Raw genomic sequence first — 24,881 nt, forward strand, 5'->3', positions numbered from 1 at the left:
AACGTCCCAACAACGGGATCAAATGCGGCCGAAAGACTGCTCGTATTTCCGGCCGCATCTGTCGACGTCGCGGTAAAAGCGTGCGCCCCTGCGGCAAGCGATCCGGTGGTGACGCTCCACGTTCCATTGGACGCGGTGATCGCTGTTCCGAGAAGCGTCGCCCCCTCGTACAGCTTGATCGTACTGCCGGCCTCCGCCGTCCCCGATACGACAACCTTGTTGGACGCGATGAGCGTGTCCGAGACGAGAACCGGCTTGTTGGGCGCAACCGTATCGACCGTAACGTTCAACGCGCTGGACACCGTGCTGACATTGCCGGCCGCGTCCACCGCCTTGCCCGTAAAGGCATGGGTCCCGTCGGCTAATGTGCCGGTCGCAAACGACCAGATGCCGTTGGCATCAACCGTGGCGGTGCCGATCTGCGTTGCGCCGTCGGACACCAGGACCTTGCTGCCTGCCTCCGCTGTGCCACTCAGCGTCAGTTGATTGGCATTCGTGATGCCGTCGCCCGGGATGTTGCTGTCCGGCGAGAAGCTTGCAATGCTCGGCGCGTTTGGTGCAGTTGCGTCGATGGTGATCGTAACAGAAGTTGAAACGCCGCTGACATCGCCAGTGCCGTCTGTGGCAACCGCCGTGAACGAATGGCCTCCGTCCGCCAGGGCCGCCGTCGAAAAGCTCCAGACGCCGTTACCATCAGCCGTCGCGATCCCGATCTGCGCTGTCTGATCGAATATCTTGATCGTTACTCCGGCTTGTGCCGTTCCGGTCAGGGTCAGCTGGTTTGCATTCGTAAGTCCGGCGGCGGTCGACGAGGTCGAGCCCGCGAGAGACATTGTCGGTCCTGTCAGCCCCGCCATGGTCATGGATGCGCCAGTGGCGGAGACGAACGCATAGTCGGACGATGACAGCTGCGTCACCCCGGCGATCCGGAAGCTGTCGGTTCCACCCGCATAGTGAACGGTCCACTCGTCCCCGACATTTGTCAGATAAGCACCGGCGTCGTAACCCTTCAGCATCAGCTTGTCGTGCTCTGCTGTCGCACTCGTGAACACGTGGAAGTCGGCTATCGTGTCGTGGCCACTTCCGATGCCATAGATGAACGTGTCATTGCCGGCACCGCCGAACAGCCAATCGTCGCCACCGGCACCGTTGAGAATGTCATTCCCACTGGAGCCAACCATCCGGTTCGCCAGATCGTTGCCGACGCCGGTAAGTCCTCCCGTCATCAGGGTAAGGTTTTCGACATTGGCAGGCAGCGTGTAGGATGACCAGGCTTGAACACTGTCGATGCCGCCGCCAGGATTTTCGATGATCTTCTGGCTTGGATTGCCGATGACGTAAGTATCGTCGCCGGTCCATCCCACTAGGGTGTCATCGGCGTTCACCGCCGTGATCTGATCATTTGCGGCAGTGCCGTAGACGATATGGCTGCCGGTCGAGCCGCTGATCCAGGACGTAATGGTGCCCCCCACCGGCAAAGTCGACGGCAGCTGGAAGTCGTCGCTGGTGAAGGCCGAGATCGTCGTGTTGCGAAAAACCAGCGTGTCCTGGCTGGTCAGCGCGAGATACACGTCGTTTCCGACCTGTGTCATCGCCGCCTTGATGTCGTTGAAGGACGTGAACGCAAAGCCGTTCAGTTGGACGATATCATGTCCCGCAGCTGATCCCGGCGTGAAGTCGGTGATGATGTCCGAACCGTCGCCAGAGTTGATTACGAACGTGTCGGCGCCCCCGCCGCCAGTCAGGATGTCATTGCCGAGTCCGCCGGTGATGATGTTGGCGGCATCGTTGCCGAGGATGATATTGGCCTCGGAATTGCCAGTGCCGTTGATCGCGGCCGACCCTGTCAGCGTCAGGTTTTCGACATAGTCCGGCAGCGTGTACGACACCGACGACATGACCGTATCGACGCCGCCGCCGTAGCTCTCGACGACCTTGGCGCCGGGATCCGTGACAATATAGGTATCGTCGCCGAGGCCGCCGGTCATCGTATCGGCCCCGCCGGCGCCGCCGAGCAGGTCGTTGCCTGACGTTCCGGTCAAGGTATCCGCATCTGCGGTGCCCGCAATGGTCGTCGTCGGAGCGCCGCTGGTCAGAAGCGTGTAGTTCGCAAGCGTGTATTCCGGCAGCTGATAGGCCTTGATGTAGTCAATGCTCATCTGCGCCGTCGCGCTGGAATCCGCGTTCCCGGCCCAGCTTCCACCCATCGCCAGGTTGGCGATCATGTACATCGCGGTGTTCATGTCGGACGGGGTCGCGACCTGTCCGACTTCGACCCCATCGACAAAATAGGTCAGCGTATAGGGGGTCCACTCCACACCAAAGGTGTGATCACCGGCCGCAAGATCGGGGGTATTTGCCCAATAGCCTTGATTCGACGTACTCGAAGAAACGAAGCCATAATGGGATTGGTCGGGGTCCTTGCCCAGCGCTTCAAGCGCATCGAGTTCCGTGCCGAGACCATGCGTATTGATCGGTAGCATCCAGAAGGCAGGCCAGGCGCCCTTGGTATCAGGCAACGTCGCCTTCATCTCGAAGTAGCCGTAGGTCTGAACGAAGCTATTCTCGGTCGTGATCACGCCCGATGAGAATTGATGATTGCCGACATAAGCAGCATCGTTCGATGGAATGGGCGCCGCCGTAATAACGAGATGGCCGTCCTGTATGGAGAACGGATTGAGGCCCAGCGGGCTCGACGCCTTGCTTCCAGGCAGGCCGGTGAAGCTGGGGTCGACATAGACTTCCTGCTCGCCGGAAAGCGTGTAACTTGCTGTTCCGCTCCAGGCGTAGTTTGTCTTCCAGGTCAGATGCGGATCCTGGCCCGCGGAGAGCGAATTGAAATCATCGCCAAAGGTCTGAATCAATCCCGTGGGCGCCGTGACGATATTGATGTTGGCCGTCGTGAATTTCTGAACCTGTGTATTTTCAAGCGTTATCTTCTCGCCGTTGCCGAGCGACAGAACGACATCCGTGCCGACCTGTTGCATCGCCGCCGTGACGTCGGCGAGCGTCTTGAAGGTCGTGCCGTTGATCTGGAGAATGTCCCCACCGGCACCGGTTTGAAAATCCGTGATGATGTCGTTGCCGTTTCCGGTCCGGATGACAAAGGTGTCGCTGCCGGCTCCGCCGGTGAGGACATCATTGCCCTTGCCGCCATCGATCATGTTGTTGCCGGCGTTGCCGACGATGATATTGTCGAGATCGTTGCCGGTCGCGGGCGCGTTGTAGCTTCCCCCAAGCGTCAGATTCTCGACATTCGGCGCATTGACGAGACTGTAGCCGTCGACCATGCCGTCGTAGATGGTGTCGATGCCCTGACCGGCCAGTTCGACCACCTTTGTTTCGTGATTGTACATGAAGTACGAGTCGTCGCCCGCACCGCCGACCAGTGTAACGCCATCCCCCATCGCCTGCAGCGAGTCGTTCGTCGCGGCGCCCGTAAGCGTCCCCCCGGCTCCGACCGTAGTCCACGCCGTATTCGGCGATGCGCTGACCGGCAGCGGATTGTCGAGGACGACGTTTGCCGCCGTGAGAGACGAGAGCGCAACGTTCTGCAACGTGAGCGTCTCGCTCGACGAGAGCGTGACGACAACGTCCGCGCCTGTCTGCTTTGCAGCGGACATGAAGCTTGCAAAAGTTGTAAACCCGTAGTTCTGCACGCGCAGCACGTCCCCACTGGTGCCGCCCTGAAAGTCGCTAATGGTGTCGGAGCCATAACCCTTCGAAAGGACGAAAAGGTCGCTGCCGGCGCCCCCGGTTAACAGGTCGTTCCCGGTGCCGCCAAACAAGATATCGGCGCCGGACGTTCCGTTGATCGCTAAGGCATAAGTCATGATGGTCGCGTGCTCTCGTTGCACGACGACCATCGAAGACGGGCCTCAACGCCGACTTAGCCGTATGTGGACAATTTGAGATATGGGACGATCCCTCTGTGATCGCTTAAGGCGGGCCTAAAGTACGCCGTGCACAGAGCATCCGCTTTCCGAAGCCACGTATATTTACGGGGGGGGGGAGCCAGGACGTGACGAACAATTATCGTCCCAATCAAGCAACCTTCGCAGCGCAACGGCGCCGTCTCACTCTCTGGGCGGCGTATCCGTTCAATGACGAAGACACTTCTGGGAACTTTCGTCGGTGATTTCAGTCGGCTCGCCACGATGAGAAGGGAGCTTATAGATCAGCCAATCGTCTGTCTCTTCGCTATATTCTGCAACCCTACGCAAGTAGTCGAGGAGATTCGCATTTCGCACTACGAGTGGCCGCCCAGCGTGGTCTTTCGCCCCCCGCGCTATCCCCACCCATGCCGCGCCGGAAGCCTGTAGAGCCTGCATTCTCTGCACAGCAGCCGCATCATCTTCGAGCATTCCCCAATCGTCATCCAGTACGGGGCCCCCCGGCGGGCACAGTCCGCCGGGTGGAAACACCCATCCCCTTCGACGACTGTAGTAAATCGCGACCGGATCGCCGATTTCAGCTGCTGCTGTCACAACGAGTTCTCCAGCATTGCTGAGCTGTCGAAGACGCTCGCCCAATTGCCAGCTGGAATACGAAACTGGCGCTCTAAGAGACTTAACGATTGATCCGCTCGACCACCACAGAAGGGCCGCGACGAATGCACTGAAGAGAAGGCCTCGCCCGTCTGGGCTGTGTTGCACAACCCTATTCCACCCTTCTCCGGCCAGCCCCGCTAGTGGGAGGCACAGCGTTGCCAGATTCCAGGGATTGACAGTGAGTTCTTGTGCCGCAAAAAGATAAACTGCCCCCACCGCTGCAAGCCATACTCGGAACAAGTTATCGAAGGGAGTCTTGTTCTCGTTGCTGGGCAACATAGCAAAGCCTCCAATTCCGACCAGCAGCAGGATTGGATAGCCAATCAACCATTTTAGATGACGCACAAACTGCAAAAGATAAAATGTGTTTTTGAAAAAGCCGACCGGGTCCTGAAAGAAATAGCCATGACCCGCTACATGATAGGGCGGATGAGAATTGCCTAGGTAAACTGCCCAGCGATAGTAGAGAACGCACGGAAGCAAAGTTACGGCGAGCGCAATCAAGAGATGTTTCACCGACTTACCGGTCGGATCGAAATTTGTCCGGAGGTGCCGCCAACAGATCCAAATCATGACGGCAATAATGGAAATGCCGGGCAGTTTCGCCAGGATACCCAATGAAGTGCACAATACTGCGGACGAAAGAAAGATGAATCGCCTCGTCCTCAAATGGAGCAGCAGCAGCCAGAGCCCCGTCGTGGTCAATGCAAGCATTGCCGGCTCAGGCAGAAAAGAACGATCAATGAATGCTAGCCCCGGCGTCGCGGCAAGCACGGCTGCAGGACCCCAGGCCCTATGACGTCCCAAGGCCTCAGCAGACAGCAGATAAAAGGCTAGTAGAGTCCAGAAACCAAAGATGACCGCTATCAGACGACCATGCCAGTCCTGCCAGCCGACCAGCTTGTTCAAAACGGCCGCGAGATAACTTACGACCTGGAATTCGCGACCTTGGTAGCTTAGACTTGGTCCGGTCCAATTGACCTCCGGGTACAAAATATTCCAGCTTCGCTCTAAGAAATTGTCAGACATCATCGCGGTGCTAGCTTCCCGCCAACTGAAGCTGTCCCACAGCGGGCTAGTTATGTCGGGCAGCCGAAGAGACGCCCCCACCGCGAACACGATTGCCAATATCGCCGGGGAACGGCGCAATGAACGAAACATGCTTAGATCATGTCCTTTATTCTCGCTTCAGGTTTCTCAACGCCTCGACCACCGGTTCAATAAGGTCGCACCTTCTCCCACTCAAGCGTGCTCTTAATGATCGCATCGAGACTGTCAAATTTAGGCTTCCATCCCAATTCGGAAATTGCCAGAGTCGGGTCTGCGACGACCGCAATGGGATCTCCGAATCGCCGCGCTGCCTTGCGGATGTCGAGCTTCGTTCCAGCGACTTGCTCTACAGTCCGTAGAACCTCGAATACCGAATAGCCGCCACCATAGCCGCAATTGACCGTCAGGTTTGCAGCACCGTTCCTCAGCCGCGCTAGGGCAAGCCGATGAGCAACGGCGAGGTCCCTAACGTGAATGTAGTCACGAATACAGCTCCCATCCGGAGTTGGATAGTCGGTTCCAAAAATCTCTACAAAATCTCTCTTGCCGAGGGCCGCTTCGCTCGCGACCTTTATCAGATGACTGGTTCCTCTCGTCGCCTGCCCAAGCCGTCTCTGCGGATCTGCGCCTGCCACGTTGAAGTATCTTAGCACCGTGTACTTCATGGCATGTGCCCACGAAGCATCTGCCAGCATCCACTCCGACATAAGTTTGGACCGCCCATAGGGAGACTCAGGACGCAGCGTGTCGCTCTCCCGAACCGGCCGAAATCCATCGAAGCCGTAGACCGCTGCCGTCGACGAAAAGATAAAGTAGGGGACGTCACCCCCGACCGCGGCTTCAATCAGGCTCCGCGTCTTGCAGGTATTGTTCAGATAGTAACCAAGAGGGTTAGTGACGGAGCCGGGGACCTGGACCGAGGCGGCAAAATGAATGATCGCGTCGACCCCGTGCTCGGCGATGGTGCTAGCTACGACGGCTGCGTTGCCGACGTCACTGACCACGAGCCTAACGTTCGGCGGCACCGCCGCTTCAAAGCCGGTTGAGAGGTCGTCAAGGACAATCACCGTCTCGCCAGCGTCGATCAGTTCCAGTACCGTTTGACTGCCAACATAGCCGGCACCACCAGTAACTAGGACGGGCATCTGCAACGCTTCCTTTCAAGAAGACACGTCTTTTGCGATCACAAGACCTCGCGAAGAGCCTGCGCGAAGGTCTCGCCATTCCAATCCATCACTTGAATTCGCGGAAACTGGAATAAATCAGTCACCCGGCGACCGAGGCCCTTCGCTTCCGTCGAGCAGGCCCACTCAAAACCGCACTCTCGTGCCAGCCGGGCCGACTTTTCGTCGAATTCTCCATACGGATAGGCAAACCCCGCGACGCGGCGACCACTCAGCGCATCGCAAACCGCCTTGCCCTCCGCCATCTCCCGCCTTTGCTCGTCAACCGTCAGCGGTGGAAGCACTGGATGACTGACCGTATGGCCGCCAAGTTCGACCGAACCATCAGCCACAAGCTCAGCGATCTGAGCGGATGACATTGGGAAATCCTGTTCCGACGCGGGTTCCGAACCAATCTGCGAGCGCAATATCGCCATCGTTGCCAGGATTTCGGCATTGAGACGCAGACGAAGCCTTCCCCAAACCTCCAGATAGGTTGTCTGTCGCTGCGTCTTCGGCCCAGTCCACGTTCTCCAGCTAGGCGCATCGACATCCATACCCGGGGGAATCCGAAGATTCACCTCCTCGGCGCCGATCTGGACTGTCGCCTCGATCCCATCCGAGTTGAGCAGGATCAGCCGTGCAAGCTCATCCCACCAGTACTCCATGCGAGAGCCAACGGTCCCAGTAGCGAGGAATAGTGTCGCGGGAAGACCGTACCGGTTAAGTATTGGCTTGGCGTTGACGAGATTATCAACATACCCGTCGTCGAATGTTACGGCCACGGCATCACGCTGAAGCACATTGCGTTTATAGCGGTCCACCAGCTCGGCGAGCGGCATCACGGTGCGCGAAGCTCGCAGCAGTGCCATTTGCTCATCGAAGTGCGCGGCACCGACGGCCAATCCCCACGGATCAATCTTGGGTTCGGCGACCCGATGATACATCAGGATGACCGGCTTTGGACGAAGCAGGCGGACAGCACGGATGACACGTTTGCGAACCGAGAACATGCCTATATCTCTACTGGCGGAGAACGTTCCGAAATCTACCCTTCACACGATGCAACCCCGACCGCATGGAACGCGATAGAAGTCCGCCAATCCTATCCGAAATCTCGAATACTCGATCCGAAACACGGAGCTCGCTCCTATGCTCGGGATAGGCCGCGAGGCTCCTGCGGAGAACTCTTTCGACATCCGAATAACGAACTCCGCTTTCGGATAGGTATCCAACAATCCATTCGAGAAACGCCTTTCGAGCAGTGTGCGGCTCAAATCGATCATAGAGACCGGAGCTGGATGCGACCGCGGACGTTGACGAGGGATGCTGGCGATAAACGGCTCTCGCAATGTTCGAAACCAGAACGGGATAGTGCAGGAACAGCCTCACCCAAAGAGTCTGGTCTTCGTAAAGCCTGAACTCCTCATGAAACCCTCCCACGGCCGCAATGGCGCTGCGGCGTATCAGGACGCTGCAGGTGCATGGAACCTCCCCCTTTTGCAAGAGCAGCACGTCCCTTAGCAGGGTGGGTGGCCGGTGCAGCCGATTGGCCTGGGCAGACATGTCTTCCACCCAATCTCGCTGCTCTTCCCCAGGGTGCCACCAGCGGGTCGGCCCATAAAGCATCATGGCCGCCGGGTTGGCCCGCATCAGCAGTACTTCTTCGGCCAGTTTGTCTGGATCGAAGAGATCGTCGGCATCGAGGAACGCGATGAACTCCCCCCTCGCGGCGGCAATGCCGGCATTTCTCGCAGCGGCTGCGCCATGGTTCGATTTCGCGTCAAGTATGATAAGCCGAATTCGATCGTCGACGTCCGCGGCAGCCTGAGCCATGGCCAGGCTTCGATCCGTCGATCCATCGTCGATCAACAGGAGCTCCCATTCAAAGAATGTCTGGTCACGAACGCTGGCGATCGCTTCGCCAACGTGCGCTTCGGCGTTGAGGAACGGCGTGACGATCGATACAACAGGCGTCACGGCTCAAGCTCCAATCAGGTTCGTTGCGCGCTTGCGAGCCTTCACGACGTCCCGCCAAGCGACCAGCAACGCACGACAAACCTTCAGCCACGTGCGGACGCTCACGCCTCGGCGGCGAGCGAGATACTGCATGGTCCAACGGAGGAACCTTAGGCGAGCCGCCTCATCCGCTCCCGCGTTCTGAGATTTGATCGACGCGCTCTTTGAATGCTGACGATATTTCGCCCAGACCTCGTCGGACACGAACACCGGAGCAGTCATCATCACTTTGGCAAAGAAAACCTGGTCTTCAAACATTCCTTTGAAGGCATCGTCGAAACCGCCAACCTCCAAGGCAATGCGCCGCGGAAACAACGCATTGCAGGTCGTCGGAGTTTGGTAGACGTTCAAGAGCAAACTCTCGAACAGACGCGGAGGCCCATAAGAACGACCGGGCACAACGCCGAGCTCGTAGTGAAAATCGCGATCCGATGGCAGGGACTGCCAAGAATACCATATTGTCGTTCGTCCATAGACCATGCCCAGCGCAGCGTCAGCCTCCAATAGCGCAACCTGGTCGAAAAGCTTATTTGGAAGCCATTCGTCATCGGCATCGAGGAATCCGACATACTTTCCCTGCGCCTGAGCAATCCCAAGATTCCTGGCGGCGCTCATACCGTGATTTCGGCCATCCGCGTGCCGGACAAGCCTGACTTGCTTGGGCCTCGCCGCGATGTATTCCTCGGCAATCGAGGCACTCTCGTCGGTAGATCCATCGTCGACGACGATGAGTTCCCAGTCCCGCAGCGTCTGGCCGACGATACTCTCAATGGCGTCACGCAAGAACTCCGCGCCATTGTAGACGATGATGATGGCAGATACTGTCGGATCAGCCATGGGAGCGCAGCCGTCTCCACGTCCGACGGGGCAATTGCCGCAGTCCCGGGGCTTTCTCGGCCCTGATGTTGATCGTTACCGGAAAACAGGGATCAAACTCGGCGAGTTTGTCGGCGTCTACCTCCTCTGCTGCAAGCCCTTGGAGAAAAAGTGTCGCAGCGTAGACATTGCCATCGCTATCAACATCCACATTTTTCTGTCCGAAGACTTCGCCAAACAAGCGGCGCGCCGACGCCTCGGTCAGCGACCAGTACCACTCCTTGCTCCATCTCCCGCGATCGATCCGTGTAATACCCGGCACCGTAACCAGAGCAACACCGCCTGGCCGAAGCGCGCGATGCATCTCACGCACGGCTGCAGGCATATCGTAAATGAGATGCAGTGTTTGGGTGATCAACAGGCAATCAAATGCACTACGCGGCAGGACGCGTTTCTGCGAAAGATCCCCAATAATGGTTGCCGACGGATTTCCCGCCGCGACGAACAAGACGTCTTGCTTGGTAATGCGTTCAGCGCCGAAGCGCCTAGAGTATGTATCGTCGCCAATCTCTAGAACACGCCCCTTGATCGAGGGGCGATTTCGGCGGAGGAAATCCTCGATGTATATTCGATCAATCGGCGTTCCCCGATCAAATCCGAATTCGTCGCTGACGGGAGAGGTTCGCGCCAGACCAGCAATATCGACCTTACCGAGGTCTGGCGATGCAACGGCCCTTACCGACTCATGGCCGCTCTCCGTCCTCGACCTGTAGTAGGTCCGCCAACTCTGTTGTCCCTTGCGCCAGGCTTGTGCAAGCCTCGGAACCGTCGAGGCCACCGGCCACTGCCGCTCGTGCACCTTTATCACCCACGCCAACATTCGGCTTATATCGTTCGACATGTTGGTGCCGTGTTGACGATACTCAGCAACGATCTGCTTACAAACCGCAATGGGATAGCGTTGCGCGAGCCTCAGATACACGTCGTAATCTTCGACCCGAGGCAAGCTGACATCGAAGCCGCCGCATTCCAACAGACGATCCCGAAAGTACGTGACTGTGGCGTGCATTCCAATCTGATTGCCGTGAAGCAGGTCATGGTAATCCAGCGATGCCGGCGGCCAGATGTCCTGGCCGATAGGCTTCCCATCTACGTCGATGCGTCGATGCCCCCCAAAAGCAAATGCGCATTCGGGATTAGCTTGTAGCGCAGCTACGCCGGCCGCCAATGCCCCGGGTAACAGCCTATCGTCGGCATCGAGGAAGATGATCAACTCCGCGGTCGCAGCCTTGAGACCTGTGTTACGAGCTGCGGCAAGGCCCTGGTTCGACTGCCGGACAAGTCGAGCGCGATCAAAGCGCTCTACAAGCGCGTCGGGCTCATCGTTCGATCCATCATCGACGACAATGATTTCGTCGGCTGGATGGGTTTGCGCCAGCACGCTTTCCAGGGCTCCGCTCAGAAAGCGCGCCTGATTGTAAACGTTGACAACGACGGCAATCCGGTAAGCGACGGGATTGGTGCCGGACCGTACAAGACTGCGTGCGATTTCTCGTAGTCCTCGGGTCATTCAAATGCCTTGGTTAATCTGGCCATATCGCAAAAATGCGTCCTCACCTATTTCCATGAAGCGTTGGAATCGGTACTGTTGCACGGATACCGAAGATGAAAAATACTATGGATATCATACCGATAAGACGGCCCGCCGCCAACGCCACCGTGCTTGGACGGTTAACTTGATCGATCGCATCCTGCGTGCCTTCTGGCCAGGAGTGACGGGCAGCCCGCTTTGGGAAATTTCGCGGCGCTATGCTTGGGCCGTCCCAGTGGTCGCACTGTTGAGCTTTCTGGCGACCACACTCGAGGGCCTGGGTATCGGGGTGCTCATTCCGCTGATGGGAACACTGCTCTCGACGCAGCCATCCGAGCCTTCGGGCCTCTGGGCGTCGATCACCCGATTGGCCGGCACGACCGATCCCAACATCCGGCTCGCCCTTTTCGGGATCACCATTCTCGGCTTTGTGATCCTGAAGAGCCTCATCCAGGCAATCAACACCATGTTCATTGCTTGGATCGATGGCCGCGCCGGAAATGACATCCGGGCAGCATTGTCGCTGCAACTATTCACCGTCGGATTTCCATTTTTCCTCGGCGAAGATCGCGCCCGGCTCCTGAATATTCTGTCGACTGAAGCCTGGCGCGTATCGGATGCGATGCGCACACGCTTCAGGATCCTTGTGGATGCGGTATCAGCCCTTGTTTTTGCAGCACTGCTCTTGCTGATTAACTGGAGGCTGACAGTAATCGTCGCCGTCGGAGCGATCGTGATCCGCACGATCCAGGTTAACTTCGTACGACGCGTTCAGTTGATGAGTGATGAAGTGTCCTCGTCAAACGTGCGCCTCGCAGAGCGGATGGTGCGCACGATCGACGCGATCCGTGCCATTCACATCTTTAATCAGGAGGAACGAGAGCACCGAAATTTTGTAGCCGCCTCAGAAGAGGTGCGCCATTCGCTATTTCAGATCGAGCGAATTTCCGCGATCGCCTGGTCGATCCTCGAAGTAGCGCTGGCTATTCTGTTCGTTGGGCTGTTGATCGGCGCCCATTTGGCTGGCACGCCGTTTCCGATCCTCTTCGCGTTCATGATCGTTCTCTATCGCTTTCAACCGCTGATACGAGGCCTGAGCGGCGCAAACATAGCGCTCGCCGCCACGGAAGCGTCCGTCAGGGAAGTTGAGTGGTTGCTCACCCCGGCAGGCAAACCCGCCCCTCCCCGTGGCGCGAACTTGTTTTCACGTCTGTCGGGACCGATCACGTTCGACAACGTTAGCTTCAGCTATGGTTTAGGCGGCAACGCGCCAGCAATCCATCGCTTGAGCTTTACCTTGAATCAGGGCCGAACGACCGCGTTGATCGGTCGATCCGGCTCTGGCAAGAGCACCATCGTAGCCCTCCTTTGCCGCCTCATCGAACCCGACGAAGGACGCATTCTGGTCGATGCCGGCCCCCTGAGCAATCTAGACCCTGGGAGCTGGCGGGCCCGCCTTGGCCTGGCTGGACAGGATGTCGATCTGATAGATGGCACGATCCGCGAAAACATCGATTACGGCGAACCGGGAGCTGATCTAACCGCGATCGCGGAAGCGGCGCGACTGGCCGATATTCACGAATTCATCGACAGCCTGCCCGATGGCTACAATACGCGCGTCGGCACACGCGGCCTGGGCTTGTCGGGAGGACAGCGCCAGCGCGTCGGCCTCGCGCGGGCATTCCTGCGTAGGCCCGACGTCCTGATCCTCGACGAAGCGACAAATGCTATCGATGGCCTCTCTGAAGCCGCGATCCTTTCGCTCATTCGTGACAGCGGATGGAAACCAACGACCTTGGTCGTGAGCCATCACGCCTCGACGCTTGCATTCTGCGACGATGGCGTTGTGATTGATCGTGGAACCCTGGTCGAGAGTGGCCCGCTGCGAGAATTGGCGGCGAGTCGCCAAATGTTGCTTTCCGTTGAAAAGAACCAGACCAGCCAACAGAGATCATGACATCGATGCTCAGTCCTGAGGGATCGTGCGCTAAAATCGCTTGCTAGGCCGACTCATCGCCCGCTGTTGCCTTCTCTCGACTAGCACAATCAGCCAACCAGCGACGATAGTCCCCCGAGTCGACTAGAAAGCCATTGTCCAGCAGCTCATCGACCACTTGCAATCGCCGCGCCGATTCCATCTTGAGGGTTAACCGCGGTCGCCGGTGAAAGCCATCCAAATATGATGCGTATTCATCCGTCGTCAAATAGCCATACCTTCCGCTCGTCACCGCTTCAGCAATTTTCGAACCGAACGAGTCTACAAATGGAAAATGTAGGAGAACGCATGAAATATCCGCTAAGCGCGCATGCAGCGCATGGTGCCAGGCGATGAACGGCTTGATTTCTCCGTCCATGAAAAAGAGCGATACCTTCGAAAGCCCATTATTGGTTCCAAAAACAGCCTTCCTTATGCCTCCATGGTGCGTCTTGATCGCTGCATTGGAGACTTTGCCGAATACATACGGCGTCTTGACGATGTCCGTCAGGTCGTAGAACGGATACTGTGCCCGAAGATCGCCTTCTCTGTCGATGCGCGCTTCCGAAATAGGGCGGTCACTGAACATATCCAGCATCTGGGTTATGACGGCGTTGAAACCTCGGGTCCGCAAGTATTGAATAAGCGACGCCAGCGCCATCTGGGACGATCCCGGAAAGTCGAACTGCTCGTCTGCATCGACACAGAGGCACCAGTGACCGCGACAAAAGCGCTCCGCCAGATATCGCTTCATGGTATTCTCGTAAGCATGGTACGGCGCGTAGGTCTGAAGCAACGTCACGTCCGACTGCCGCGACAAGACCTCTACCGAACCATCCGTCGATCCGTTGTCGATAATCGCGAAGTGCCTTACCCCTATGTTGCGATGGTGAGTAAGGAATGAAGTCAGCCACGCTTCACTGTTCCGCATCACACTAATGACGATCACGTCGTCAGGACCGCCGCGGATCTCGAGCGGACCATGAAGATGCTTGATCTTGGAAGGCAGGAGCATTCCCCGGAGACCGAATTGAACGATATCCAGCTTGTTCAACCGCCCTATGAACGATCGAAACTTTCTCCTAATCATGAAACCAGCCTAATAATTTGCAACACCATGAGAGGTTTCCCGCCGGTCGTGCCCAGCGACAAATGCCATCAACTCCGGATACTCGGCCCTCTTCGACAACAATGGATTGGCGAGAATGGAACCAGCAGCAATGCGCAGCGCGGATTTTGTCGATCGCCACAATGATGCAGGCCCCGTATCGTCCTTTGCAAAGACGCGCCGCAATAGCGTCACGCAGCTCATCCAGTTGCCGGCCTCAAGCTCGCGCTGAAACATCCATTCGATGTACGAGAGCCGGCCAGATCGAATTTCCTCCTCGTATTCAGGATACAATAGAAGACCTTCGGCGCGCACTAGCGCATCCGACTTCAACATTTGGTCAACATTCCGCGACATCGCGTTCGGCACTTGGCGATAGCCCGTCAGATAGTCCGGCACGACGGCAAAATGTCCAGCCCTCGCAATTCGAAGAAAAAGGCTCCAATCCTCGCAGCCCTGCGCTTGGCGGGCTCTCAATGATGGATCGTAGCCACCCAACCGCTCCAGGACGCATTTGCGCATGAGAGCCGTGCTGCCATTGCCCACGAAGTTTCCGTAACAGAGCACTGAGAGAACATCGCCCGAGAAGCTGGGTCGCCTGTCTAGGCCAACGACCTTCCCGCACTCGTCGATATTCGCGCTCCACGCATACACAAGCTTCACTTGCTGACCAGACTCCGTCAGGACTTGGAGCTGCCGCGATAGCTTCGTCGATCGCCACAGGTCATCGGCATCAATCGGCGCAATTATCTCTGCGCGAGCTTCCGCGATTCCGCGATTTCTAGCAGCCGCGACTCCCTGATTCGGCTGTCGCACCACCCTGACGCGACCGTCCGCAAGTGCATGTTCCCGTGCACGATCATAGGTACGATCTGTGGATCCGTCATCTACAACGATAATCTCGAGATTCTCATGCGTCTGTGATCTGACACTCAGCAACGTCTCGTCGATTGTTCGCTCTGCGTTGAACGCAGGAACAATCACCGAGACAGGCTCGTCCGTTCCCATCATGCGCGGGCTCGACGAGCCCGCCATTCCAGCGCGGTCTCAACGATGAAATCAATCTGCGAGTGTTGCGGCGTCCAACCAAGTTCCCGCTCAGCCTTGAGGTAGGACGCGACCAGCATTGGCGGATCTCCCTCACGCCGGCTACCAAGTCGAACCACAGGGTCGTGTCCTGCCGCGCGCCGCACCGCCTCGACCAGTTCGAGCACGCTCGTCCCAACCCCAGTGCCCAGATTAAATACATGAGTTCCCGCCCGGGAAAGAAGCATCTCGCCTGCGAGCAAGTGCGCACGAGCCAGGTCGCTCACATGGACGTAGTCCCTGATCGCACTCCCATCAGGTGTCGGGAAGTCAGTTCCGAACACCGTAAAGGGCCGATCCGGGTTGCGCACGGCTTCGATCATGAGCGGGATCGCATGCGTCTCGGGCTCGTGGTGTTCGCCGATCTCGCCGTCGGGGTCACATCCTGCGGCATTGAAGTACCGCAAAGAAACGGATGCGAGACCGTAGGCTTTGCCATAGTCCTCTAACATGCGCTCGACAATCATCTTTGACCAGCCGTAAGGATTGATCGGCCTCTGTGGGTGCGTCTCGTCGATTGGCGGCTTGTCCGGAATGCCGTAACTTGCGCAGGTGCTGGAAAACAGCAGACGAAGACATCCAATTGCGCGCATTGCCTCGAGCAGAGTGAGCGTACCGGCCGTGTTGTTCGCGTAGTACAGCGCAGGATCAGCTACGGATTCGCCCACGTAGGCAAGTGCCGCAAAATGCGCAACCAAGTCTGGTTTATACGTCTGCAGTGCGCAGCGTACCCGTGCAGCATCCCGGATGTCGCATTCGATCAGCGGCCCCCACCGCACGGCTTCTCGCCATCCGCGTGAAAGATTGTCGAGAGTGATAACCGTCCATCCTGCATTGGCGAACGTCTTGCAGCAATGCGACCCGACATAACCGGCACCGCCTGTAACAAGAACGGTTCCTGTCATGCGGCACCATCGCGTTGCGAATGCAGTAAGTCGTCGAAATAGGCGATCGTCTTGTCAAGACCGTCGCGCAGCTGAACAGACGGCGACCAGCCAAGCGTATCGCGCGCCCGGCTGATGTCGGGCTGTCGCTGTCTTGGATCGTCGGCTGGAAGAGGCTTGAACTCGATCAAGGACTTTGACCCAGTCAGCTCGATGACGGTCTCGGCCAATTCCACCATTGTGAACTCGACTGGATTTCCGAGATTGATCGGCCCAGTGATCTCATCGCCTGTATCCATCAGGCGCACGAGGCCATCAATCAGGTCGTCGACATAGCAGAAGGAGCGCGTCTGCTTGCCATCGCCATAAATCGAAATTGGCTGGCCGGTAAGAGCCTGCATAATGAAATTCGAAACAACCCGACCGTCGTTGGGCTGCATCCGCGGCCCGTAAGTGTTGAAGATACGCGCGACCTTGATCGAGAGGTTGTGTTGCCGCCTGTAGTCGAAAAACAGCGTCTCGGCACAACGCTTGCCTTCGTCGTAGCAGGAGCGCGGTCCAGTGGGATTCACCCTTCCCCAATATGTCTCGTCCTGCGGATGCACCTCAGGATCTCCGTAGACTTCCGAGGTTGAGGCCTGCAGGATTTTCGCCTTAACTCTCTTTGCCAATCCCAACATGTTGATTGACCCGTGCACGCTCGTCTTGGTCGTTTGGACCGGATCGTATTGATAATGTACGGGGCTTGCCGGACACGCCAGATTGTAGATCTGATCGACCTCGACATAGAGTGGAAACGTAACATCGTGCCGCAACAGTTCGAACCGCGGCGATGCCAACAATTGACGCAAATTTGCCTTTGCGCCGGTATAGAAATTGTCGACACAAAGAACTTCGTGCCCAGCGGAAATCAGTTTATCGCACAAATGCGAGCCCAAAAATCCGGCGCCGCCTGTTACCATTATTCGCCGCGTTCGATGCAACACCGACTAACCCTTTGCAACAGATGACAATTTACCGTATTGTTCGTCGGCTCGTGCAATGCAGCCTGCTTACGGGTAAAGTTTTATCGGTTTGTTTTCGTCAGTACAGTTCGATTGCAATTAAGCATTAAGATGGTGTCGTGCGTTCCTCAAATCTCTTGAGTGACGGCCTTATTTCGATAGTCGTGCCGGCGTTCAACGCTGCAAAGACTATTCGCGAGACCGTCCTAAGCGCATTAAACCAGACTTACCGCAACATCGAAATCATCATCGTCGACGACGGTTCCACGGACAGCACCAGGACGATCGCCCACGCGCTGATGGGCCGCGACTCACGGGTTCGCTATGTCTTCAAGCAGAACGGCGGCGTAGCGTCGGCGCGCAACCATGGAATCGCCGAGGCAAAGGGCGACTTTATCGCGACGCTTGACGCTGACGATCTCTGGTGCCCGACAAAGCTCACACGGCAGGTCGAACGATTTGAAGCAAGCGGCCCCAATACCGCTCTCGTCTACGCATGGTGTTGCTGGATCGATGATTACGGCAACGTCACTGGCTCCGCCCCGCCCAGTCGGCTGGAAGGCAACATCCTTGAACAAATGTGCTTGGGCAATGTCGTGATTAGCGGCAGCAACGCGCTCATCAAACGAGAGGTGGTACTCGCGGCGGGCGGTTTCGACCAGTCGCTTCGTTCTCGTGGAGGTCAAGGCTGCGAAGACTGGAAGCTCTACCTACACATTGCAGAACGACACGAAATCGCAATGGTGCCTGAATATCTCATCGGATATCGAATCTCGACCGGCTCTATGTCTGATGATTTTCGGCAGATGATGCGATCACATGGGCTGGTGGAGACTGAATTTACTGCGGTCCGTCCGGAGCTAGCGGGGCAGTTTGCGCGCGGCAAGGCGATACTAGCGTGCTCACTGGCCTTACGGGCGATCGAGCAGGGCCAAATTCGCCATGCGCTGGAGCTTCTGATGAGCTTGTCGCGCGGACGATTGGAAACCGGCGTCGCGTCTTTGATCTGGCTGTTGGCCGGTCTGACCCGACGTGTGCTGAGAGGGCTGAACAAGGACTCTCGCCGAACGGCTGCCAAATTCCTTTCCTGTTCCTATGCGGAAGACAAGCCCCGCCGCGGCCAATCAGAAAGCTAGAGAGACACGCCGACGCCAAGCTACGTTTTCCCGGCTGTCAGCAAATCTGCGGTGTGCGTGCTATTTGTTGCCACTCTGCGAGGGCGTATCCGGCGCAGATTCATCGGTCGGAAAGAAGCGGGCTCGGTGGGCCTCCGCAAGCGTCTTGCCCGTGGCAGATCTGGCTACGGCGGTCCACTGATATACAGCCGGACCGCAAGGTGCGAACGTGTGGACACTGCCTGACGGCAAAATGCCGTTTGCCGGCATCGAGACTTCCTGCCCACCTAACTCTCTGGTCCCTTCCGCTAGCGTGAGGAGGAGCAGCTTGGCCTCGGGCGGTACATTGCGGAGACGGATTTCTGGATTGGGAAACAACGTGACGCAACCTCGTGCGCCCTGCCAAGAGAACTCAATCGTCATCGGATCAGCCAGCGCAGAAGCCAGCGCCGCCAACCACGTAGCGAACGCACCAAGCAAGATCCTGAACAGCATTATGCCCCCGTGTCGAAAAATATTTGGCAGATCAGCAGCATCCGGACTACGGAAGCTTCTCAATATTGAATGCAAGTAAGAAGTTTCCATGACGTTAGTTCCAGGCAAGACTGAAGATCAAGCGCGAAATGCCGGCTGGAACACGCGATGCGCTTGGCGTAGATGGGACTGGGTGCTGAGCATTCCATTGCGCCCCTTCGTCCCGGCCGGCCGGAAAAATCTATTTCGGTCGCGCGGGTTGTTCAAAATTTCTGCCGCTATTAACGGTTAAGGGAACCTCAGGTGGACAAGCAGCATGTGATGGGCCAATGAATCTCCGCATATCGAGCAATGATTTAAGTGTTGTGCCTGACGGGACCCCTTTGAAGATTCTGATTCACGATTATGCCGGTCATCCATTTCAGGTTGACCTGAGCCGTGAACTCGCCTCTCGAGGGCACCAGGTTACACATGCCTATTTTTACGGCGATCGTGGTCCCAAAGGACGACTCGAGCGCTCAACCTCTGATCCAGCCGGCCTGGCCTTCAAGGGCGTGAGTTTGCCGCGTGCGTACGACAAGGCATCATTCGTACGTAGGCGCTTCGACGACGTGGCTTATGGAAAAGCGGTTGCAGATCTGGTTTCAGCATTGAAGCCAAACCTCGTGATCTCAGGAAACACCCCGACAGAGGCACAGAAGTCGATTGTGAAGGCATCCGGCATATGCAGCGCCGCTTTCGTGTTCTGGGTTCAGGACTTCTACAGTATCGCCGTTTCGAAGCTGCTGAAGAAAAAGATGGGTGCCGTTGGCGCAGCGATTGGCGCCTACTACACGTTCCTCGAGCGCGAGCAGTTTGCGAGTTCCGATGCCATCGTGGTGATCACCGATTCGTTTGCCGAAGTTGCCAAGAAATGGGTCAATTCCGGTGACAAGATCTTCACAATCGAGAACTGGGGCACGCTGGGTGAGATTTCACCGCTACATAAGGACAATGACTGGTCGCGACGTCACGGGCTCGCCGACACTTTCAATTTCCTTTACTCTGGCACACTCGCGCTGAAGCATAATCCTCAGTTGCTCATCGATTTGGCCAGGGAGGTCAACGGGCGCGCGAATGTTGTCGTCGTCAGCCAGGGCGTTGGCGTCTCTGACCTCGAGCGCGCAAAGCGGGAGCAATCGATGGACAATCTGATTTTGCTGCCACTGCAACCGTTCGCCGATTTGCCCAAAGTGCTCGCTACGTCCGACGTGACAGTCGCCACGATCGAGCCTGACGCCGGTATGTTTTCCGTTCCTTCCAAGGTTCAGTCATATTTCTGCGCTCAACGCCCAGTATTGCTGGCAGCGCCCCCCGAAAATCTCGCTTCCCAGGTGGTGCGCGAGAATGGAGCAGGCCTCGTGGTCGACCCGACCGACAAGGCCGGCTTCCTGCGCTCAGCGGTTCAATTGATGGAGAACGATGCTTTGCGTGTCGGAGCCGCCGAAAGTGGTCGGAATTTTGCTTTGGACAATTACGACATCGCTCGGGTCGCAGACCGTTTTGAAACCGTGTTTCGATATGCTATCCGCGCGAAGAATGCGAGAAAGGGAACTTCATGACTAAGACTGCCTTGGTTTGCGGCGCAGGTGGGTTTATCGGTGGACACCTCGTCAAACGCCTGAAGCGCGAAGGCTTCTGGGTCCGCGGTGTCGACCTCAAATTCCCGCCATTTGCCGAAACCGAGGCTGACGATTTCGCCATCGGCGATCTGCGTGATCAAGAGTTCTGCCGTCAGATCGCGGACCGTCGGTTCGACGAGGTCTATCAGCTCGCCGCAGACATGGGCGGTGCAGGTTACATCTTCACCGGCGAGCACGACGCCGACGTGATGCACAATTCAGCGACAATCAATCTCAATATGCTCGACGCGTGCCAGAAGCGGAACGTGCGCGGCATGTTCTACTCTTCGTCGGCCTGCATGTATCCCGAGCATAACCAGACGGATCCTAACAATCCAAACTGCGCCGAGGATTCCGCCTATCCGGCAAACCCGGACAGTGAATATGGCTGGGAGAAGCTGTTCTCGGAGCGGCTCTACCTCGCCTACAATCGCAACTACGGCATGCGTAATCGGGTGGCCCGATATCACAATATCTTCGGACCCGAAGGCACCTGGAATGGCGGCAAGGAGAAGGCCCCGGCCGCGGTCTGCCGGAAGGTTGCGCAAACCACCAATGGTGGTGAGGTCGAGATCTGGGGCGACGGCACCCAGACACGCTCGTTCCTCTACATCGACGAATGCCTCGAAGGCACGATCCGCCTAACCCGATCCGATTTCGAAGGCCCGGTCAACGTCGGCTCCGAGGAAATGGTCACTATCAACCAACTCGTCGACATCGTGGCCGATATCGCCGGCAAGAAGATCCACAAGAAGCACATCCCAGGTCCGCTTGGCGTGCGCGGTCGCAATTCGGACAACCGGCTGATCGGGCAAAAGCTTGGCTGGAAGCCCTCTGCCACACTGCACTCCGGCCTGGAGAAGACCTACGAATGGATCGAGCGGCAGGTTCACAGGAACAGCACCAGAGCTGCGGCGGCCTAGGATGTAGGCAATTCGTGCTAGTCTCACGAGCGTGGAGCGCAGCAGTTGGGCGCTCTACGGTCGAAGTCGGCCACGAGCAGATATAGTGGGGGGACCGCAAGAGCGGAAGTTGATTCAGCCAGCGTGCTGCTCGCGGTTCCGAGTGGGAGTGACCTCGTGATGCAGCAGTCAGTCGGCACCGGCACCAAAATTGGAGTCGTAAATGGCTTGCGCGGCGTCGCCATTCTGCTGGTGGTGCTGCACCATCTGTTCATCCCCTATGCTGGCTCCAAGCCGCTACATGCCGGTCAGCTCGCCGCAGACAGTCTTTTCTCAGCCTTTATTGCCGATGCCTGGCTCGGCGTGCACATCTTCTTTGTGCTGTCAGGCTTCGTCCTCTACCTGCCCTATCGCCTTAAGCGCCGCAAAGTCGAGACGGTCGCCGATTTCTGGTCATTTTACCTGCATCGTGCTCGGCGGTTGTTGCCGCTGTATTACATCGTCGTTCTGGTGTCACTGGCGCTGCATGCGCAGACGGCTATCGGCTCGCGCGGTTGGCTCCTCGAGGCCGGCGGTCTTCTCTCGACGCTGTTTGTGTTCTCACCTTACGGTTTTATGCCACCGTCCAACATCGTGCTGTGGTCGGTTGGCGTGGAAATCTGGTTCAGCCTTCTGTTTCCGGTTCTGATCCTGGCGATCCGTCGGTGGGGTATCGAGAAGGTCGCGGTCGCGACGGTAGCGGCGAGTTCGATATTCATATTCGTTGGTAGTTCAATTGTTATCCCCCATGCCGGCACGTTCCGTCCGTTTGTCAGCGGCATTTTCGGTACCTGTTATGAATTCGTGCTGGGGATGCTCGTCTGCCACCTCTACGTGAGACAGCTCGAACATCCCGGCGGCCATTCCTCACCCGGCCTGCTAACGTTGCTGTTGGGCGTCCTGCTAGGCGGGCTAGCGCTTTATCTGATGCATAACGCACCCTGGCTTGCAGGCCGGATTCTAGGCAGCGTGCTATTTTCAATCGCATTTGCAACAGTCCTATACGGCTGTCTCTACGCCGGCAGGCTGCTCCGGCCGCTGCTCGAAAACTGGGCACTGCAGCTACTGGGCTGCATGTGCTACAGCATCTACGCTTGGCACGGGATCGTGATGAACGAGATGATTCCGCCCGCGACGTCGATGCTGGCCGACACGATGCGGCTGCTGGCGCCGTTTACTGTGCTGATACTGGCGCTGAGCGCGTTGAGCTACCGGTACATCGAGTTTGGGCACACGGCTGACTGGAAAGGATTATTCCTGCTTCGCACTGCCGACCGGTCCCCTGCCCCCCAAACAGTGCGCCTGAACTCAGCCGCTTTAGTTCACGAGGAGGCCCCAATCGAGAACTAATCTGACGTCAAATTCTCTGACGTCTGGCGTTTTTGAACATCTGCCGGCTTGCAACAAGCCTCTTAGAAGATTTCGTCTCTCGAAATCATTATGCAACAAGAGGGTGTGATCATGTGGCTGACGACAGGTGTCAAAAATGCACGAGATGTCCTCGGAGCGGGCTCTTTGCACTTCAATAGATCATTGCTTCGAGCCGAGTTACTCAACAATCATCGGATTTCGAGTCGGCAGTTCCTGGCTGAAATGCTTCCGAAGGGTGGCGTCGGCGCCGAGATCGGCGTCTTCACTGGCTTATTTTCTGCAGTCCTGCTCGATATTGCGAGGCCGCGTCACGCCTATTTTGTCGATCCCTGGTGGAAAGCCTTCGGTCCAACTTACCCCAACTGGGGCCGCTACACAGACCATGGGCGGCTTTCGACCAAGATCGCGCACGCGACCGCCATGGACCGAATAACTTCGCATGCCCACGAAGCCAAGACGGATGTTCTCGTTGAATACTCTACGAACTTCCTCCTGAGCATGCCGGACAGGTGCTTTGATTGGATCTATCTTGACTCCACCCACTCTTACGAGGGGACTGTGCAGGAACTGAAACTGATAAGGCCAAAGCTGAAACCTGGCGCAATTCTTACAGGTGACGATTGGCACGACGACACAGACCATAGACATCACGGCATTACCCAAGCCATCCTTGAAGCAGTGTCTCGTGGCGAGTATGAAATAGTTGGGCATTTTGCGCAGTTGCAGTGGGCGGTCCGTGCGGTCTGACAAGGCTGTGGTCAGCCGTAGCGTCGCAACGCACAGCGCTTTCGAGGAACCCGACATTGATGGTCAGACCTGTTGTCTTCGGTCAGCTGCTTGACATCGCAGACCCGTCGTCTCCGGCTTGGCCGGAGGGTTGACCCGACATGTCTTCCTCCAAAAGGACCGTCTTGGTTTATCGCAATGAGCTCTTGCCCATTTCCGAGACCTTCATCAAAGATCAGGTGTTGGCCCTGCGGCAATGGCGGCCCGTGCTGGTCGGGCGCCGCCTTCTGCATCAATTGCCTCTCGAAGATCTCGATGTCCGCATCGCCGGCCCACAGCGCCCAACGCTTGCGACCAGGCTATTGTGGAAGTGCCAGCGGGCCCTTGGTGTCGTTCCGTCCAAGGTCCTGAACGAGCTAAAGGCGGAGAATCCGCTGCTGGTTCATGCGCATTTCGGGATCGACGCCCTCGATGCATGGCCGATCGCGCGCGCCCTCAATCTGCCGATGCTTGTGACGCTTCACGGGTACGATATCAATACGCATGGGGAGTGGTGGGAGGCAGGACACGGAGGCTTGCGGATGCGTTTCTATCCGCGACGCTTGCTGCGCTTGGCTCGACGTCCACAGGTTAGCTTTATTGCTGTGTCCGAAGCGTTGCGGCAGCGCGCCGTCGAGTTCGGTATTCCCGCCGAGAAGGTCGCAGTCAGCTACATCGGCATAGACACGGGGACGTTCCGGCGAGGTCACCTTCCCATAGCCCAACGGACACCACGGGTGCTCTTCGTTGGCCGCCTGGTCGAGAAAAAAGGCTGCCGTTACCTCATTGAAGCGATGTCCCTGGTACAACGCGAAGTGCCGGCAGCGTATCTGACTGTGATCGGCGACGGGCCGCTGCGGCAGGATCTGGAACAATTGGCTGCACAGCAAAGCACCCGGGTGACATTCCTCGGTGCGAGATCGAGCGCGGACGTCAAACGCGAACTGGACGGCTCGCGCGTGCTATGCCTGCCCAGCATTACGGCACGCAATGGTGATGCCGAAGGCTTCGGCCTCGTGCTCCTCGAAGCCCAGGCGTCGGGCGTCCCCGTAGTCACGTCGGCGCTCGGAGGTGCAACGGAAGGCATACGCGAGGGGACGACAGGGTTTTCGTTCGCTGAACGTGACGTTGCGGCGTTGGCTCGAATCTTGACTATGGCGTTAAAGAACGACGAAATCCTAATGCAAATGGCAGACCAAGGTCCCGACTATGTCGCGACCGAGTTCGATCTGAATCGCTGTACGAGACGGCTCGAGTTCCTGTACGATGCGGTCAGTTCCGGCACCCCTATGAACCAAAGGACGTAAA

At 57.4% G+C, this 24,881-nt stretch carries 18 protein-coding genes; 7 read left to right on the plus strand and 11 right to left on the minus strand.

Annotated elements, in window-relative coordinates:
- From SO156_RS28695 to SO156_RS28725, 7 genes are all read right to left on the minus strand, one after another.
- A partial coding sequence (locus SO156_RS28695; RefSeq protein WP_498537097.1) for an Ig-like domain-containing protein occupies positions 1–3,833 on the minus strand: 3,833 nt, incomplete at its 3' end.
- A 267-nt stretch (positions 3,834–4,100) separates the two neighbouring features.
- Positions 4,101–5,711, minus strand: coding sequence for an ArnT family glycosyltransferase (locus SO156_RS28700; RefSeq protein WP_498537098.1), 1,611 nt, complete (start codon positions 5,709–5,711; stop codon positions 4,101–4,103).
- A gap of 56 nt (positions 5,712–5,767) precedes the next feature.
- Positions 5,768–6,745, minus strand: coding sequence for a UDP-glucose 4-epimerase GalE (gene galE / locus SO156_RS28705; RefSeq protein ID WP_498537099.1), 978 nt, complete (start codon positions 6,743–6,745; stop codon positions 5,768–5,770).
- A 38-nt stretch (positions 6,746–6,783) separates the two neighbouring features.
- Complete coding sequence (locus SO156_RS28710; RefSeq protein WP_498537100.1) at positions 6,784–7,776, minus strand: polysaccharide deacetylase family protein; 993 nt, start codon at positions 7,774–7,776, stop codon at positions 6,784–6,786.
- 10 nt (positions 7,777–7,786) lie between these two features.
- Positions 7,787–8,743: a glycosyltransferase family 2 protein gene (locus SO156_RS28715; RefSeq protein ID WP_498537101.1), complete on the minus strand. Its 957-nt coding sequence runs from the start codon at positions 8,741–8,743 to the stop codon at positions 7,787–7,789.
- A 3-nt stretch (positions 8,744–8,746) separates the two neighbouring features.
- Complete coding sequence (locus tag SO156_RS28720; RefSeq protein WP_498537102.1) at positions 8,747–9,619, minus strand: glycosyltransferase family 2 protein; 873 nt, start codon at positions 9,617–9,619, stop codon at positions 8,747–8,749.
- Entirely contained in the window at positions 9,612–11,168 is a 1,557-nt protein-coding gene (locus SO156_RS28725) for a glycosyltransferase (RefSeq protein WP_498537103.1), read from the minus strand. The genes SO156_RS28720 and SO156_RS28725 overlap by 8 nt, the downstream gene beginning before the upstream one ends.
- Positions 11,169–11,334: 166 nt before the next feature.
- Between SO156_RS28725 and SO156_RS28730 the strand changes: the two genes are divergently transcribed.
- Positions 11,335–13,146, plus strand: coding sequence for an ABC transporter ATP-binding protein (locus SO156_RS28730; protein ID WP_498537104.1), 1,812 nt, complete (start codon positions 11,335–11,337; stop codon positions 13,144–13,146).
- A 43-nt stretch (positions 13,147–13,189) separates the two neighbouring features.
- Here SO156_RS28730 and SO156_RS28735 read toward each other — a convergent pair whose 3' ends face one another.
- Genes SO156_RS28735 through SO156_RS28750 form a run of 4 tightly spaced genes read right to left on the minus strand, consistent with a single transcriptional unit; the run spans position 13,190 to position 17,204 of the window.
- A complete protein-coding gene (locus SO156_RS28735; RefSeq protein ID WP_498537105.1) occupies positions 13,190–14,218 on the minus strand; it encodes a glycosyltransferase family 2 protein in 1,029 nt (342 codons plus the stop codon).
- A 45-nt stretch (positions 14,219–14,263) separates the two neighbouring features.
- The gene (locus SO156_RS28740) at positions 14,264–15,283 is read right to left on the minus strand and encodes a glycosyltransferase family 2 protein (RefSeq protein ID WP_498537106.1); all 1,020 of its coding nucleotides are present in this window, start codon (positions 15,281–15,283) and stop codon (positions 14,264–14,266) included.
- Positions 15,280–16,263: a UDP-glucose 4-epimerase GalE gene (galE, locus tag SO156_RS28745; protein ID WP_498537107.1), complete on the minus strand. Its 984-nt coding sequence runs from the start codon at positions 16,261–16,263 to the stop codon at positions 15,280–15,282. The genes SO156_RS28740 and galE (SO156_RS28745) overlap by 4 nt, the downstream gene beginning before the upstream one ends.
- Positions 16,260–17,204 (minus strand): UDP-glucuronic acid decarboxylase family protein, encoded by a 945-nt coding sequence (locus SO156_RS28750; protein WP_498537108.1) that lies wholly within the window; start codon positions 17,202–17,204, stop codon positions 16,260–16,262. Before SO156_RS28750 ends, galE (SO156_RS28745) begins: the two co-directional genes overlap by 4 nt.
- 161 nt (positions 17,205–17,365) lie before the next feature.
- Between SO156_RS28750 and SO156_RS28755 the strand changes: the two genes are divergently transcribed.
- The 6 genes from SO156_RS28755 to SO156_RS28780 all read left to right on the plus strand — a co-directional run bounded on the left by SO156_RS28755 (position 17,366) and on the right by SO156_RS28780 (position 24,880).
- Positions 17,366–18,382 (plus strand): glycosyltransferase family 2 protein, encoded by a 1,017-nt coding sequence (locus SO156_RS28755; protein WP_498537109.1) that lies wholly within the window; start codon positions 17,366–17,368, stop codon positions 18,380–18,382.
- 782 nt (positions 18,383–19,164) lie between these two features.
- Positions 19,165–20,436, plus strand: a complete 1,272-nt coding sequence (locus SO156_RS28760; RefSeq protein ID WP_498537110.1) for a glycosyltransferase family 4 protein — start codon at positions 19,165–19,167, stop codon at positions 20,434–20,436.
- Complete coding sequence (locus SO156_RS28765; protein ID WP_498537111.1) at positions 20,433–21,419, plus strand: NAD-dependent epimerase/dehydratase family protein; 987 nt, start codon at positions 20,433–20,435, stop codon at positions 21,417–21,419. Before SO156_RS28760 ends, SO156_RS28765 begins: the two co-directional genes overlap by 4 nt.
- A gap of 159 nt (positions 21,420–21,578) precedes the next feature.
- Positions 21,579–22,787 (plus strand): acyltransferase family protein, encoded by a 1,209-nt coding sequence (locus tag SO156_RS28770; protein WP_498537112.1) that lies wholly within the window; start codon positions 21,579–21,581, stop codon positions 22,785–22,787.
- 111 nt (positions 22,788–22,898) lie between these two features.
- Complete coding sequence (locus SO156_RS28775; protein ID WP_498537113.1) at positions 22,899–23,555, plus strand: class I SAM-dependent methyltransferase; 657 nt, start codon at positions 22,899–22,901, stop codon at positions 23,553–23,555.
- Positions 23,556–23,695: 140 nt separating this feature from the next.
- Positions 23,696–24,880 (plus strand): glycosyltransferase, encoded by a 1,185-nt coding sequence (locus SO156_RS28780; protein WP_498537114.1) that lies wholly within the window; start codon positions 23,696–23,698, stop codon positions 24,878–24,880.
- Position 24,881 lies beyond the last annotated feature (1 nt).

It is taken from the genome of Bradyrhizobium sp. UFLA05-125, from assembly GCF_059803515.1.

Excerpts from the sequence above, each read along its gene's own strand:
- SO156_RS28700 (WP_498537098.1), bottom strand. The coding sequence starts at position 5,711 with ATGTTTCGTTCATTGCGCCGTTCCCCGGCGATATTGGCAATCGTGTTC.
- galE (WP_498537099.1), bottom strand. The coding sequence starts at position 6,745 with ATGCCCGTCCTAGTTACTGGTGGTGCCGGCTATGTTGGCAGTCAAACG.
- SO156_RS28710 (WP_498537100.1), bottom strand. The coding sequence starts at position 7,776 with ATGTTCTCGGTTCGCAAACGTGTCATCCGTGCTGTCCGCCTGCTTCGT.
- SO156_RS28720 (WP_498537102.1), bottom strand. The coding sequence starts at position 9,619 with ATGGCTGATCCGACAGTATCTGCCATCATCATCGTCTACAATGGCGCG.
- SO156_RS28725 (WP_498537103.1), bottom strand. The coding sequence starts at position 11,168 with ATGACCCGAGGACTACGAGAAATCGCACGCAGTCTTGTACGGTCCGGC.
- SO156_RS28740 (WP_498537106.1), bottom strand. The coding sequence starts at position 15,283 with ATGATGGGAACGGACGAGCCTGTCTCGGTGATTGTTCCTGCGTTCAAC.
- galE (WP_498537107.1), bottom strand. The coding sequence starts at position 16,263 with ATGACAGGAACCGTTCTTGTTACAGGCGGTGCCGGTTATGTCGGGTCG.
- SO156_RS28750 (WP_498537108.1), bottom strand. The coding sequence starts at position 17,204 with ATGGTAACAGGCGGCGCCGGATTTTTGGGCTCGCATTTGTGCGATAAA.
- SO156_RS28760 (WP_498537110.1), top strand. The coding sequence starts at position 19,165 with ATGAATCTCCGCATATCGAGCAATGATTTAAGTGTTGTGCCTGACGGG.
- SO156_RS28765 (WP_498537111.1), top strand. The coding sequence starts at position 20,433 with ATGACTAAGACTGCCTTGGTTTGCGGCGCAGGTGGGTTTATCGGTGGA.
- SO156_RS28770 (WP_498537112.1), top strand. The coding sequence starts at position 21,579 with ATGCAGCAGTCAGTCGGCACCGGCACCAAAATTGGAGTCGTAAATGGC.
- SO156_RS28775 (WP_498537113.1), top strand. The coding sequence starts at position 22,899 with ATGTGGCTGACGACAGGTGTCAAAAATGCACGAGATGTCCTCGGAGCG.
- SO156_RS28780 (WP_498537114.1), top strand. The coding sequence starts at position 23,696 with ATGTCTTCCTCCAAAAGGACCGTCTTGGTTTATCGCAATGAGCTCTTG.